The sequence below is a fragment of the Streptomyces sp. NPDC001941 genome (assembly GCF_040296945.1).
In the GTDB taxonomy this organism is placed as follows: Bacteria; Actinomycetota; Actinomycetes; order Streptomycetales; family Streptomycetaceae; genus Streptomyces.
The window spans coordinates 19,315-32,878 of the sequence record NZ_JBEOYE010000096.1 but is presented as its reverse complement, the minus strand read 5'-3'; the positions used below and the strand labels follow the sequence as shown (position 1 = coordinate 32,878).

Here is a 13,564-nt window from a genome sequence, read left to right as displayed (position 1 = left end):
TCGTCGACCAGGACGACCATCAGGTGGCACTCGGGGTTGTTGTGCGTGATCGCGTTCGCGATCGCCTGCATGATCATGGTCTTGCCGGTCTTCGGGGGAGCCGCGATCAGACCGCGCTGGCCCTTGCCGATCGGCGACACCAGGTCGATGATCCGCGTCGTCAGCACGCCCGGGTCCGTCTCCAGACGGAGGCGGTCCTGCGGGTACAGCGGAGTCAGCTTGTTGAACTCCGGGCGCCCGCGGCCGGTCGCGTACGTGTCGGGGTCGCCGCCGTTGACCGAGTCGAGGCGCACCAGCGCGTTGTACTTCTCGCGGAGCTTGCCCTCCTTGCCCTCCTTGGGCGGACGGACCGCGCCGGTGAGGTAATCGCCTTTGCGCAGGCCGTACTTGCGGACCTGGTTCAGGTTCACGTACGCGTCGTTCGGGCCCGGCAGGTAGCCCGAGGTGCGGATGAAGGCGTGGTTGCCGAGGACGTCCAGGACGCCCGCGACGGGAGTCAGGACCTCGTCGGCCACGTGCGCCGCGTCGCCCGACTGGCTTGTGCCGCCCGCGACTTGGCGGTTGCGGTCTCGGTCCCGGTTGCGGTTGCGCCGGTTACGCCGACTGTTGCCGTTGCCGTTGCCGTTGCCGTTGCTGGGTGCGGGTGCGGGTGCGGGTGCGGGTGCGGGTGCGGGTGCGGGTGCGGGTGCGGGTGCATCCGTGCGTTCCATATCGCTGTCCCGCTCGCCGTCCCGCGTGGGGGAGGCCTGCGGCTCCGTACGGTCGGCGCGGGTGCCGGGGGCCTCCGGAGCAGGTGCCTGTTCCGTGGCGAGCGTCTGCGAGATGACCTCGATCAGCTGGCTCTTGCGCATCCGCGTGGTGCCGCGGATGCCGAGGCCCGAGGCGGTGCGCTGCAGCTCGGCCACCAGCATGGTGTCGAGTCCTGCGCCGTCGTTCGTGTGGGTCGTGGGGGTGGGGGTGAGGGTGTTCATGAGAGGGGACCTTCCCTGGAGGGCATCCCGGGTCCGGTGGACGCCCTGAGGGCGGTCCTGTGGGTTGTGTGACGCGGGCATGCGGGGTGAATGCGTGGGGCGCCTGCCGAGACCGTTACCGTCCGCCGGTCGGCCTGTGCCGAGGTGGCGGGGTACAGAGATCGTTCGCGCCGGTTCCGGCAGCGCGCCCCGTCCGGCGCCGCACGGAGCGGGGCACAGAACGGAAAGGCGGGTTTCCCGGAAGGAAGCGGGTCCCTGACCGGGACCGGAAAGCACCACGTCGAAGAGTCGGGTGCGAACTCGTACGACCATAGTAGCGGATCCCGCGACGGTCGTGTTGTCAAATCCGCGGGGGAGGCCACCGGGGGCCGCGGGACCCGGGGGCTCAGCCCCTCGGGACCACCATCACGTCCGTGCCCCGGTCCCTGATCCGGCGCACCTGCTCCTGCGGCAGTCCGTCGTCCACCACGAGCAGGTCGAAGTCGGTGAGCGGGGCCAGCGCGTACAGGCCGTCCCGTACGAACTTGGAGTGGTCCGCGAGCAGCACCGTCCGGGTCGCCGCACGCATCATCGCCCGCTTGACCTGCACGGTCTCCGGTGAGGTGTGGTAGCAGCGGCCCTGGGTAACGGCCGTGGTCGACATGAAGAAGGTGTCCGCGCGGAAGGCCTCGACGCTGTCGGCCGTGTGCAGCCCGAGGAAGGCCTCGTAGGCGGGGAAGTAGGTGCCGCCCAGGGCGATCAGCGAGATCCCGGGCTCCTTGGTGAGCGCGTTGGCCACCGGGAGCGAATTGGTGAGCACCGTCAGCGGGGCGTGGGAGCCGAGCTCGCGCGTCAGGTGGAGGCAGGTCGTGCTGTCGTCGAGCATGATCGTCTGCCCGGGCCCGATCAGCGTCGCCGCCGCCCGCGCCAGCTGCCGCTTGGTCGCCGCATGGGTGGCGTGCCGCTCGGCGACCGTCCCGTGGAACTGCGCGGAGGGCAGCCCCGTGGCCCCGCCGCGCACCTTGCGCAGCCAGCCCTGGGTCTGCAGCGCGTCCAGGTCCCGGTGGATCGTCATCAGGCTGACGCCGTAACTCGAGGCCAGGTCGGAGGCCCGCACGAACCCGCCGTTCAGGACCGCTTCGCGGATGCTCCTGCGGCGCACCTCGCGGATGTCGGCGCGGTCGTCGCCCGCCATGACCCTCCGATCCCGGCCCGGTGCGGCCGCCCGGAAGGCGGACGCGTACACCCTGCACGGCCGTGTGAAAACACCAGGTGATGATCTCACGGATTTCACGCGGGCCGGACGGCCGGGACGGGTAGGAGTCCAGCTCAGGACCACGGGCCCAAAGCCCTCCTCACACAGCCGCACGACCCCCGTGCGGGAGAACCTCCAAGGCGTTTGACGTGGGATTTCGCCGAATTGTTAGCTCGCTCGTACACGGACCGACCAGGTCCGGTCGCGGACCGCGATCAGCGGGCCCGCCCCTCTCATTGCTGTTGGGGAGCTTCAATGACGAACACCCCCGTGCCGCCCGCCACCGGAGGCACCGGCCGCCCGCCCTCGTTCTTCACACGGGCCGGCATCCCGCAGTCGATCTCGTACGGCTACCTCGGCCTGCTGATCTTCATGACCGGCGTCGGCATCGAGGCCGCCTACCTCGCGCCGTACCTGGAGGGCCTCGGCATCCCCGCCGCCGACGTGGCGATGGTCTTCACCGTGTACGGCGTGACCGGCGCGGTCGCCGCCTGGTTCGCCGGCGCCCTGTCGGACCTGTGGGGACCGCGCCGCGTGATGTGGCTGGGGCTCGGGACGTTCGCGCTGACCCAGGTGTTCTTCCTCGCGGTCGCCGTGCCCAGCAAGGCGTACCCCCTGCTGCTGCTCGGCTACGGCCTGCGCGGACTGGCCTTCCCGCTCTTCGCGTACGCCTTCCTGGTGTGGATCGCGGCGGTCGCCCCGCGCGACCAGATGGGCACCGCGATGGGCTGGTTCTGGTCGGCCTTCTCCGCCGGCATGCCCACGCTCGGCTCGCTCGGCGCGAGCCTGATGATCCCGGTCGTCGGCGAGTACGGAACGCTGTGGGTGGAACTCGGCGTGGTCGCGGCCGGAGGGCTGGTGGCCCTGCTCCTGGTCAAGGAGAAGACCGGCTCCGCACGCCTGGCCCCCGCCGGCGAGAGCCCCCTGGCGGGCCTGGTCGGCAGCCTCACGATCCTCTACCGCAACCCCCGCGTCGGCGCCGGTGCGGCGGTGCGGATGTTCAACACCGCCTCCCAGTTCGGCTTCATGGTGATGCTGCCCGCGTGGTTCGTGCACACCATCGGCCTGACCAACGGCCAGTGGCTGCGCCTGGTCGCGGTCATGTTCGGCACGAACATCCTCACCAACCTGCTGTTCGGCATCGTCGGCGACAAGGTCGGCTGGCGCACCACCGTCGCCTGGTTCGGCGGCATCGGCTGCACCGCCTCGGTCCTGGTCCTGTACTACGTGCCGACCGCCGTGGGCTCGCAGTACGCCGTCGCCCTCCTCGTCGCCGTCCTGTACGGGGCCACCCTCTCCGGCTACGTACCCCTGTCGGCCCTCATGACCGCGATCGCCCCCGAGCACAAGGGGCAGGCGATGGCCGCCCTCAACCTCGGCGCCGGCGCCTCCACCTTCCTCGGCCCGCTGGTCGTCAGCCTCTTCCTCGGCCCGCTCGGCGTCGGCGGAGTCGTCTGGATCTTCGCCGGCTTCCACGCCTTCAGCGCCCTGCTGATGCTGCTCCTCAAGCTCCCGGCCTCCACGGCGCCCGCCGCGGCCCCCGCGCCGCCGGCGCCCGCCACCGCCGCCCCCGCCGACCAGGACCTGGTCGGCGCCCCCGCCACGAAGGGACTGTGAACCCGCATGTCGGTACTCGCCATCGACGTCGGCACCACGATGATCAAGTCGGTCGTCTTCGACGACCAGGGCAGTGAACTCGCCGTCTCCCGGCTGGCCACCGAGGTCCACCGCCGCCACGCCGGCTGGGCCGAGCAGGACATGGACACCGTGTGGAACGCGGTCGTCTACACCGTCCGCAACGCCCTCTCCGAGATCGACGACCCCGTCTGGCTGGTCACCTTCACCGCGCAGGGCGACGGCGCCTGGCTCGTCGACCAGCAGGGCAGGCCCACCGGACCGGCGATCCTCTGGTCCGACGGGCGCGCGGGCGACATCCTCACCCGCTGGCAGAGCGAGGGCGTCCTGGAGGACGCGTTCCGCCGCAACGGCTCGCTCACCTGCTCCGGCATGCCGAACGCGATCTTCAGCTGGCTCGGCTCGCACGACCCGCAGCGCCTCGCCCGCTCGGCGGCCTCGCTGACCGCCGCGGGCTGGCTCTTCCTCAACCTGACCGGCGTGACCGCGATGGACGAGTCGGACGCCTCCGCCCCGTTCCTCGACCACGCCACCGGCGACTACGACGACGCGATCGTCGACCTGTTCGGCCTCTCCGGATACCGGCGGCTGCTACCGCGCGTGCTCGGCGAGGAGGAGCGCATCGCCGAGATCACCAAGGAGGCAGCCGGACAGCTGGGCCTGCCCGAGGGGCTGCCCGTGGTCATGGCCCCGTACGACATCGCCTCCACCGCCCGCGGCGTCGGCGTCGTCAACCCCGGCCAGGCCTGCTCGATCCTCGGCACCACCCTGTGCACCGAGATCGTCCGCCACGACATCGACACCACCGGCGAGCCCTCCGGCATCAACATCGCCTACCGGGGCCGCGAGCGGGTGCTGCGCGCCTTCCCCACCCTCAACGGCGCCGACGTCCTCAACTGGGCCTCGCGGCTGCTGCACCTGGATGGCCCGCCCGACCTCTCCAGGATCGCCTTCGAGCAGTCCGTGCCCGGCGCGCACGGCCTGGCCTTCCTGCCCTACCTCTCCCCGGCCGGCGAGCGGGCCCCCTTCCTCGACCCCCGGGCCCGCGGCACCTTCTGGGGCCTGTCCCTGGAACACACCCAGGCCGACATCGCCCGCTCCGTCTTCGACGGCCTCTCCCTGGTCCTGCGCGACTGCCTGGTCGCCTCCCGCACCACCGTCACCGAACTGCGGCTGTGCGGCGGCGGCGCCAACAGCGACGCCTGGTGCCAGCTGATCGCCGACACCACCGGCGTGCCCACGGCCCGCTCCGGCGACACCGAACTCGGCGCCAAGGGAGCCTTCCTGACCGCCCTGGTGCGCTCCGGCGCCGAGACGTCCATGCACAGCGCCGCCGCCAAGTACGTCCGCATGACGTCCGTCTGGGAGCCCGACCCCGAACGCTCCCGCTCCTACGCGGGCCTGTACGAGTCCTTCCTGTCCTGGCGCGGCCTCGCCCGCGGCGCCGGCTGGACCGCCGCGGCCGGCCCGGCCACCACCGCCCCCTTCGTCCCCGGGCCCCGCACCGCCCCCGCACCAGGAGTTCCCCGTGTCTGACCGCCTCCCCGCCGACGCCGTGTGGCTCGGCCTCGACCTCGGCACCCAGTCCGCCCGCTGCGTCGCCGTCGACTCCGCCGGACAGGTCCTCGCCGCCGCGTCCCGGCCGCTGACCAGCCACCGCGACGGCAACCGCCACGAGCAGGACCCCGAGCAGTGGTGGAGCGCGCTGGCCGGAGCCTGCCGCGAAGCACTCGCCGGCATCGACCCGGCCCGGGTGCGGGGCCTCGCCCTCGACGGCACCTCCGGCACGATCCTGCTCGCCGACGCCGACGGCACCCCGCTCACCCCGGGCCTGATGTACGACGACGGGCGCGCCGCCGCGCAGGCCGAGCGGGCCAACAAGGCCGGCGGGTACGTCTGGCAGGCCCTCGGCTACCGCTCGATGCAGCCCTCCTGGGCCCTGCCCAAGCTCCTGTGGCTGCTCGACCACGAACGTGCAGCAGCCGGTACCGGGGTCCGGCTGCTGCACCAGACCGACCTGGTCACCTGGCGGCTCGCCGGACGGCAGGTCGCCTCCGACGCCAGCCACGCCCTCAAGACCGGCTACCACCTCATCGAGGAACGCTGGCCACTGGAGGAACTCACCGAACTCGGCGTTCCCGAGAGCCTGCTGCCCGAAGTGGTCCTCCCCGGCACCGTCCTCGGCACCGTGTGCGCCGACGCCGCCGAAGCGACCGGCATCCCGGCGGGCACCAGGATCGTGGCGGGCATGACCGACGGCTGCGCCGCCCAGATCGGCGCGGGCGCCCTGGCCCCCGGCGCCTGGAACTCGGTGCTCGGCACCACCCTGGTCCTCAAGGGCGTCAGCCCCCACCTGGTACGCGACCCCCAGGGCGTCGTCTACTGCCACCGCGGCCCCGGCGGGAGCTGGCTGCCCGGCGGCGCCTCCAGCAGCGGCGCGGGCGTCGTCTCCCGCGAGTTCCCCGGCGCCGACCTGGACGCACTCACCGCACGGGCCGCCGGGACGGACGGCGACGCGGTCGCCTACCCGCTGGTGTCCACGGGAGGGGAGCGCTTCCCCTTCCGCACCCCCGACGCCGAACCCTTCGTCCTGGGCGCCCCCGCGAACGAGGCCGAGCGCTTCCACGCGTACCTCCTCGGCGTGGCCTGCCTGGAGCGGCTCTGCTTCGACTACCTCGACCTCCTCGGCGCCCCCGTCGACGGCCCCCTCACCCTCACCGGCGGCGGCGCCCGCAACCGCTACTGGTCCCAGCTGCGCGCCGACGTCCTGGGCCGCCCCGTCCGGCTGCCCGAACAGGCCGAGGGCGCGATCGGCATGGCCGTACTCGCCGCCACCTCCAGCGGCGCCAGCGTCCAGGAGACGGCCGCCGCCATGGTCCGCGTCGGCGCCGAACTCCACCCCGACCCGGCGCGCACCGCCCGCTGGACACCCGTCTACCACGCCTTCCTCGACGAACTCGTCCACCGCGGCTGGCTCGACCGCGCCGTCGCCGCACACGCCAAGCAGAGGGCAGCTCGATGACCGACTTCATCCTGGTACGCCACGGCGAGACCGTCTGGCACGCGGAGAACCGCTACGCGGGCCGCGCCGACGTCGCCCTCACCGAGCGCGGACTGCGCCAGGCCGACGACCTCGGCGCCTGGGCCGGCGGCCAGCAGATCGACGCGGTCTACACCTCCCCGCTCACCCGGGCCCGGCTCACCGCCGCCCCCGCCGCCCGCGCCCTGCGCCTCGAACCCCGCATCGACGAGCGGCTCTACGAGCTCGACTTCGGCGACGGGGAGGGGCTGACCGTCGCCGAGATGGCCGAGCGCTTCCCCGAGCGGCAGGCCGCCTTCCTGCGCAGGCCGGTCACCGACCACCTGCCCGGCGGCAACGACCCGCGCACCGCCGCCGCCCAGGCCAGGGCCTGCCTGGAGGACGTCGCCGCCGAGTACCCGGGCGGCCGGATCCTGGTCGTCGCGCACAACGCCCTCTTCCGGGTCCTGCTGTGCGACCTGCTCGGCATCGACCTCGACGACTACCGGCGGGTCTTCCCGTTCCTGGACAACGGCACCCTCACCGAGGTCCGGCTCAGCGGCGGCCAGGCCTCCCTGCTGCGCTTCAACGCGCCCACGCCCGCCCTGCGCGCGCCGTCGCCCCACTGACCCCGCACCCGCCGCCCACCACCGCACCCCACCACAGGAGAGACCACCCCATGCGCACCAAGGTCCTGGCCGCAGGCGACCACTTCGTCCTCCCGCACCTGCTGACCGACGAGGTCACCCGGGCCACCGGCGGCGACGTCGACGTCACCGAGATCCAACTGCCCTGGCCGCACACCCCGTTCGGCCCCGTCGCCGAGGTCATCGAGGCCTCCGGCACCGAGGACGAGATGATCGAGGCCCTCCGGGGCGCCGAGGTCTGCGTCACCCAGCTCGCCCCGCTCACCGAGCGGATCCTGGCCAACTGCCCCGACCTGAAGCTGATGTGCATCAGCCGCGGCGGCCCCGTCAACGCCGACCTCGAAGCGGCCACCCGGCACGGCGTCGCCGTCTGCTACGCCCCCGGCCGCAACGCCACCGCCACCGCCGAGCACACCCTGACGCTGCTCCTCGCCGCCGCCCGCGGGGTCGGTGACACCCACACCGACATGCGCCGGGGCGTGTGGCGCGGCGACTACTACGACTACGACAACTGTGGCATCGAGATCGAGGGCGCCACCGTCGGCCTCGTCGGCTACGGCGCCATCGGCTCCCGGGTCGCGAAGGTCCTCAAGGCGATGGGCGCCGAGGTCCTGGTCTTCGACCCGTACGTCAAGCCCGAACTGGTCGCGGGAGTAGCCGAGTCGGTATCGCTCGACGAACTCCTCACCCGCTCGCGGATCGTGTCGCTGCACGCCCGCGTCACCGAGGAGACCACCGGGATGATCGGCGCCGAGCAGATCGCGCGGATGCCGCGCGGCTCCGTCATCGTCAACTGCGCCCGGGGAGCCCTGCTCGACTACGACGCCGTGTGCGACGCGCTGGACTCCGGGCAGCTGTCCGGCGCCGGTTTCGACGTCTTCCCCGTCGAGCCGGTCCCCGCGGACTCGCGGCTCCTGAAGACCCCCGGCATCGTCATGACGCCGCACATCGCGGGCGGCAGCCAGCAGGTCGCCCACAAGGCCGCCCGGATCGTCGCCGACGAGGTCGGCCGCTACCTGCGCGGCGAGCCGCTGGCGCACTGCGCCAACCCGGAGGCGCTGCGGACCGCCCGGGCCTGACGCCCGGGCCCGACACCCGTACGGCCGGAACCGGCCCGGCCACGGACCGACGCGCACCCGGAAAGCCCCCGACGCGCACCGAGAACGCAAGGAGACACCGCACCATGGACCAGTCGAACCGCTACGCCGACCTCACCCTGAACGAAGAGGACCTCATCCGGGGCGGCCGCCACGTGCTGTGCGCCTACTCGATGAGGCCCAAGGCGGGCTTCGGCGACTACCTGTCCACGGCGGCCCACTTCGCGGCGGAGTCCTCGACCGGCACCAACGTCGAGGTCTGCACCACCGACGACTTCACCCGGGGCGTCGACGCGCTCGTGTACGAGGTCGACGAGGCCCGGGAACTGATGAAGATCGCCTACCCGGTCGAGCTCTTCGACCGGAACATCATCGACGGCCGCGCGATGATCGCGTCCTTCCTCACCCTGACCATCGGCAACAACCAGGGCATGGGCGACGTCGAGTACGCCAAGATGCTCGACTTCCACGTCCCCGCCGCCTACCTGCGCCTGTTCGACGGGCCCACGATGAACATCCAGGACCTGTGGCGCGTCCTGGACCGCCCGGTCGTCGACGGCGGCATGGTCGTCGGCACCATCATCAAGCCCAAGCTGGGCCTGCGCCCGCAGCCCTTCGCCGACGCCTGCCACCAGTTCTGGCTGGGCGGCGACTTCATCAAGAACGACGAGCCGCAGGGCAACCAGGTCTTCGCCCCGCTCAAGGACACGATGAGGGCCGTCGCCGACGCGATGCGCCGGGCGCAGGACGCCACCGGCGAGGCCAAGCTGTTCTCCGCGAACATCACCGCCGACGACCCGGCCGAGATGATCGCGCGGGGCGAGTTCATCCTTCGGACCTTCGCCGAGAACGCCGACCACGTCGCCTTCCTCGTCGACGGCTACGTGGCCGGGCCCACCGCCGTCACCACCGCGCGGCGCAACTTCCCGCAGCAGTTCCTGCACTTCCACCGGGCCGGCCACGGCGCGGTCACCAGCCCCCAGTCCCAGCGCGGCTACACGTCCTTCGTGCACTGCAAGATGACGCGCCTGCAGGGCGCCTCCGGCATGCACACCGGCACCATGGGCTACGGCAAGATGGAGGGCGACGCCAAGGACAAGGACATCGCCTTCATGCTGGAGCGCGACAGCGCCGACGGCCCGTTCTTCCACCAGGAGTGGCTGGGCATGAAGCCGACCACGCCGATCATCTCCGGCGGCATGAACGCGATCCGGCTGCCCGGCTTCTTCGACAACCTGGGCCACTCCAACGTGATCCAGACCTCCGGCGGCGGCGCCTTCGGCCACAAGGACGGCGGCACGGCGGGCGCCAGGTCGCTGCGCCAGGCCCAGGACGCCTGGCAGCAGGGCGTCAAGCTCACCGAGTACGCCAAGGACCACCCGGAGCTGAAGGGCGCCTTCGAGACCTTCACCGCGGACGCGGACCGCTTCTACCCCAACTGGCGCGCGGAGCTGGGCATCGCGTAACGGACACCACCACGGGCGACGGCCACCGGACGCTCCGGTGGCCGTCGCCCGTGCGCGCCCACGTTCCCGCTGCTCACGCGGCGATGACGTCCCCGAGCGCTCCCGACGGCAGCGCGTCGGCCGTCTGGGCGCAGGGCGCCGGCGAGGAACTGTGGGCGGCCGGCACCGGCCTGACCCCGCCCCGCCGTCCGGCCCGGCTGAGCGCCGCGACTACGTCGGCGACGGCGTCCCGGACGTCTGCGCCCGGGGCAACGACGGCTCGCTCCTCGTCCAGCAGGGCAACGCCTCCGGCACGTTCTCCGACACGGTCGAGGCGGGCACCTGGCCCACGACGTCCACGGTCGTCCCCTTGGGAGACCTGAGCGGCGACGGGGCCAACGACACCCTGGTCACCAACGCGGCGGGCGAGCTCTACCGCTACACGCCCGCGCGCGGCACGGCGGTCACCCCGCAGACGGCGAGCGTCAGGATCGGCACAAGCTGGAAGGGCGCCACGATCGTCTGCGCGGAAACGACGTCCTCTGCCACTGCCGCCGGGCGAGGAGCACCAGGGGACCCCGGGCACCCTCCGGCACCGGGCCGAGGTGGTCGGCCCGGTGCCGGAGCGGTCAACCGCTACACGCCTTCGCTGGCGTCCAGCATCCGGTCGCGCTCGACGATCTTGACGCGCTCGCGGCCCTCCGGCGCACCGAGCGCCTTCTCCGCCGCGTCCAGCCGGTACCAGCCCTCCCAGGTGGTGAACCGGACGCCGCGCGCGGCGAGGAAGGCGTCGACGGCCTCAGGGGCCGGCGAGGCGGGGGCCGGCAGACGGCCCTCGGCGTGGTCGGACAGCAGGTTGGCGACGGTCTCGTTGGCGTCGCCCTTGGTGTGGCCGATGAGGCCGACCGGGCCGCGCCGGATCCACCCGGTGACGTACAGCGACTCGAGGTGCTCGCCGCTCTCCTCGACCACCCGGCCGCCCTCGTTCGGAACGGTGCCGGAGGCGATGTCCCAGGGCAGCTTGGGCAGCTCGTCGGAGAGGTAGCCGACGGCGCGGTAGACCGCGCCGAGGTCCCAGTCGGTGAACGAGCCGGTCCCCTTGACGTTCCCGGTCCCGTCGAGCTCGGTGCGCTCCGTGCGCAGACCGGTGACCCGTCCGTCCGCCCCGAGGATCTCGGTGGGCGACTCGAAGAAGTGCAGGAACAGCTTGTGCGGGCGGTCGCCGACGTCGCGGATCGCCCAGTTCTCCAGGGTCTTGGCGACCATGTCGGCCTGCTTGTTGCCGCGCCGCGTCGCGATGGAGCCCTCGTCGTAGTCGATGTCCTCGGGGTTGACGATGACCTCGATGGTGGGGGAGTGGTCGAGCTCGCGCAGCTCCATGGGGCTGAACTTGGCCTGCGCCGGACCGCGGCGGCCGAAGACGTGGATCTCGCGGGCCTTGTTGGCCAGCAGCCCGTCGTGCACGTTCGGCGGGATCTCGGTCGGCAGCAGCTCCGCCGCGGTCTTCGCCAGGATGCGGGCCACGTCGAGCGCGACGTTGCCGACACCGAGGACGGCGACCTTCTCGGCGTCCAGCGGCCAGGTGCGCGGGACGTCGGGGTGCCCGTCGTACCAGGAGACGAAGTCGGCCGCGCCGTACGAGCCGTCGAGGTCGATGCCGGGGACGTCCAGCGCGCGGTCGGCGGTCGCGCCGGTGGAGAAGACGACCGCGTCGTAGAACGAGCGCAGCTCGTCCAGGTCGATGTCGCGCGGGTAGTCCACGTTGCCGAAGAGGCGGACCTGGGGCTTGTCCAGGACCTGGTGCAGCGCGGTGACGATGCCCTTGATGCGCGGGTGGTCGGGGGCGACGCCGTAGCGGATCAGGCCGAAGGGCGCGGGCATGCGCTCGAAGAGGTCGATGGAGACGCCCGGGTCGGCGGCCGCACCGGACTTCAGCAGCGCATCGGCGGCGTAGATGCCGGCGGGGCCGGCTCCGACGATGGCGACGCGCAGGGGGCGAGACATGTTCAGGTCCCTTCGACAGGCATGGAGGTGCCAAGACTTTCAAACGCGGTGGCCGGCGATCACCGGGCCCCCGCCTCACCGGCGCCGGAGCCGGTGAGGTATAAGCGCGGGCGAAGGGCGCCCCGGATGCGGGGCGCCCTTCGCGTTCCGGCCGATGTGCGCCTACGGGCAGCGCGTCGTGCGCCTGCGCGCAGCGCGGTTCGACGTACGCCGCCTACGCGAAGGCGGTTCGACGTACGCCGCCTGCGCGAAGGCGGTTCGACGTACGCCGCCTACGCGAAGTAGGAGGCGAACTTCTCCCGTACGGCCCCGCCGTACTCGTCGAGCTGCTTCGCGTCCCGAGCGGACAGGAACACCAGACCCAGGTCGAGGGAGTCGAGCAGCGACCGGGTCGCCGGGTAGTCCCGGCCCGCCACGGCGTTGACCATCACCTCGTGGACGCCCGGCAGCTCCCTCAGCGCCTCCTCGTCCGGCTGCGCGGCGCACCGCGTGGCCTCGTCGAGGCTGAAGAAGATGATCGCGCCGTCGCGGGGGAGCGCGTAGCTCCCGCCCGCCGCGGAGAGCGCAGTGCCCCGGAGCAGGTGGGCGACGTACTCGCACTCCCGGTGGATCTGGGACACGCCCGTCAGCTTGTACGTCTTGAGCGGGTGCCCCGCACCGTGGGCGCGCGCCCCGAAGTCGATCAGGCGCGGCCCCGTCCGGGCGTTGTACATGATCTCCATGTGCGAGGGGCCGACCCGCACCCCGAAGGCGCGCAGCACCTCCTCGGCGTACCGGATGATCTCGCGGGCCGGCGTCTCCTCGGGCGACATCCACTGGATCCGCTCGTAGACGAAGTCGCCCTGGGCGGAGAGCCGCTTGTCGTAGCGGCTCAGGCCGAGGACCTCGTGGACCCCGTCGTGCGAGGAGGTGTCGACGACGTACTCGGTCTGCGGCGCGGGGAACAGCTCCTGCACCAGCGCGCTGGGCCGGTCGCCGAAGAACCCCGGGGCGCCGAGGATGCTCTCCACCGCCTCGCGCAGCTCGCCGGTGTCCTTCACCATCCGCACGCCGACCGACCCGGCGCCCGTGGAGGGCTTGACGACGGCGGGCAGCGACGCGCCGTGCCGTGCGAGGAGGTCCTCGGAGAGCTCGGTGCCCGGTGCGATCGCCCGCGTCCGCAGGCTCGGCACGCCGTTCTCGTGCAGGGCCGAGAACATGGCCTCCTTGTCCCAGCGCTTGCGGGACCCGCCCGCGCTGTTCGCCGGGCAGCCCGGGATCGACTCCCGCAGGTACTCGACCAGCTCGATGCCGGACTCGGTCCCGGCGATCACGTAGCCGACGCCCTGGGCGACGCAGTGGGCCAGCAGCCGCTCCCGGTCGCCGCCGAAGTCGAGCTCGAAGTCGAGGGCGCCCGGGGTGCTCCCGTCGCGCAGCCCGGCGGCGAGCGCGCGGCCGGTGTCCAGGAGCACGACGGGGATCCCGGCTTCGGCCAGGATCGGCGCGTAGAGCGTCCCCGAGCTCACGGGATCG

The 13,564-nt window shown here is 72.5% G+C and carries 10 protein-coding genes and 1 pseudogene; 7 read left to right on the top strand and 4 right to left on the bottom strand.

What is annotated here, in order from left to right:
• Both ABT160_RS38665 and ABT160_RS38660 read right to left on the bottom strand, forming a co-directional pair.
• On the bottom strand, positions 1-971 hold a 971-nt coding region (locus ABT160_RS38665; RefSeq protein WP_351653126.1), incomplete at its 3' end, for a Rho termination factor N-terminal domain-containing protein.
• Between the two features lie 385 nt (positions 972-1,356).
• Positions 1,357-2,145: a DeoR/GlpR family DNA-binding transcription regulator gene (locus tag ABT160_RS38660; protein ID WP_351653124.1), complete on the bottom strand. Its 789-nt coding sequence runs from the start codon at positions 2,143-2,145 to the stop codon at positions 1,357-1,359.
• Positions 2,146-2,460: 315 nt separating this feature from the next.
• On the opposite strand from ABT160_RS38660, the gene ABT160_RS38655 reads away from it, so the two are divergent.
• From ABT160_RS38655 to ABT160_RS38625, 7 genes and pseudogenes are all read left to right on the top strand, one after another.
• Positions 2,461-3,822, top strand: coding sequence for an MFS transporter (locus ABT160_RS38655; RefSeq protein WP_351653122.1), 1,362 nt, complete (start codon positions 2,461-2,463; stop codon positions 3,820-3,822).
• A 6-nt stretch (positions 3,823-3,828) separates the two neighbouring features.
• Positions 3,829-5,376: an FGGY family carbohydrate kinase gene (locus ABT160_RS38650; protein ID WP_351653120.1), complete on the top strand. Its 1,548-nt coding sequence runs from the start codon at positions 3,829-3,831 to the stop codon at positions 5,374-5,376.
• Positions 5,369-6,862, top strand: a complete 1,494-nt coding sequence (locus tag ABT160_RS38645; RefSeq protein ID WP_351653118.1) for an FGGY-family carbohydrate kinase — start codon at positions 5,369-5,371, stop codon at positions 6,860-6,862. The genes ABT160_RS38650 and ABT160_RS38645 overlap by 8 nt, the downstream gene beginning before the upstream one ends.
• A complete protein-coding gene (locus tag ABT160_RS38640) occupies positions 6,859-7,488 on the top strand; it encodes a histidine phosphatase family protein (RefSeq protein WP_351653117.1) in 630 nt (209 codons plus the stop codon). Before ABT160_RS38645 ends, ABT160_RS38640 begins: the two co-directional genes overlap by 4 nt.
• Positions 7,489-7,538: 50 nt before the next feature.
• The gene (locus tag ABT160_RS38635) at positions 7,539-8,585 is read left to right on the top strand and encodes a 2-hydroxyacid dehydrogenase (protein WP_351653115.1); all 1,047 of its coding nucleotides are present in this window, start codon (positions 7,539-7,541) and stop codon (positions 8,583-8,585) included.
• A 104-nt stretch (positions 8,586-8,689) separates the two neighbouring features.
• A complete protein-coding gene (locus ABT160_RS38630) occupies positions 8,690-10,069 on the top strand; it encodes a ribulose-bisphosphate carboxylase (protein WP_351653113.1) in 1,380 nt (459 codons plus the stop codon).
• Positions 10,070-10,106: 37 nt separating this feature from the next.
• Positions 10,107-10,448 (top strand): annotated as a pseudogene (locus ABT160_RS38625) (FG-GAP repeat domain-containing protein); the annotation flags it as partial.
• A gap of 236 nt (positions 10,449-10,684) precedes the next feature.
• Here the strand turns inward: ABT160_RS38625 and ABT160_RS38620 are convergent.
• Together ABT160_RS38620 and ABT160_RS38615 are read right to left on the bottom strand one after the other, a co-directional pair.
• Positions 10,685-12,052 (bottom strand): FAD-dependent oxidoreductase, encoded by a 1,368-nt coding sequence (locus tag ABT160_RS38620; RefSeq protein ID WP_351653111.1) that lies wholly within the window; start codon positions 12,050-12,052, stop codon positions 10,685-10,687.
• A gap of 272 nt (positions 12,053-12,324) precedes the next feature.
• Positions 12,325-13,557 (bottom strand): ATP-grasp domain-containing protein, encoded by a 1,233-nt coding sequence (locus tag ABT160_RS38615; RefSeq protein ID WP_351653109.1) that lies wholly within the window; start codon positions 13,555-13,557, stop codon positions 12,325-12,327.
• Positions 13,558-13,564: the final 7 nt, after the last annotated feature.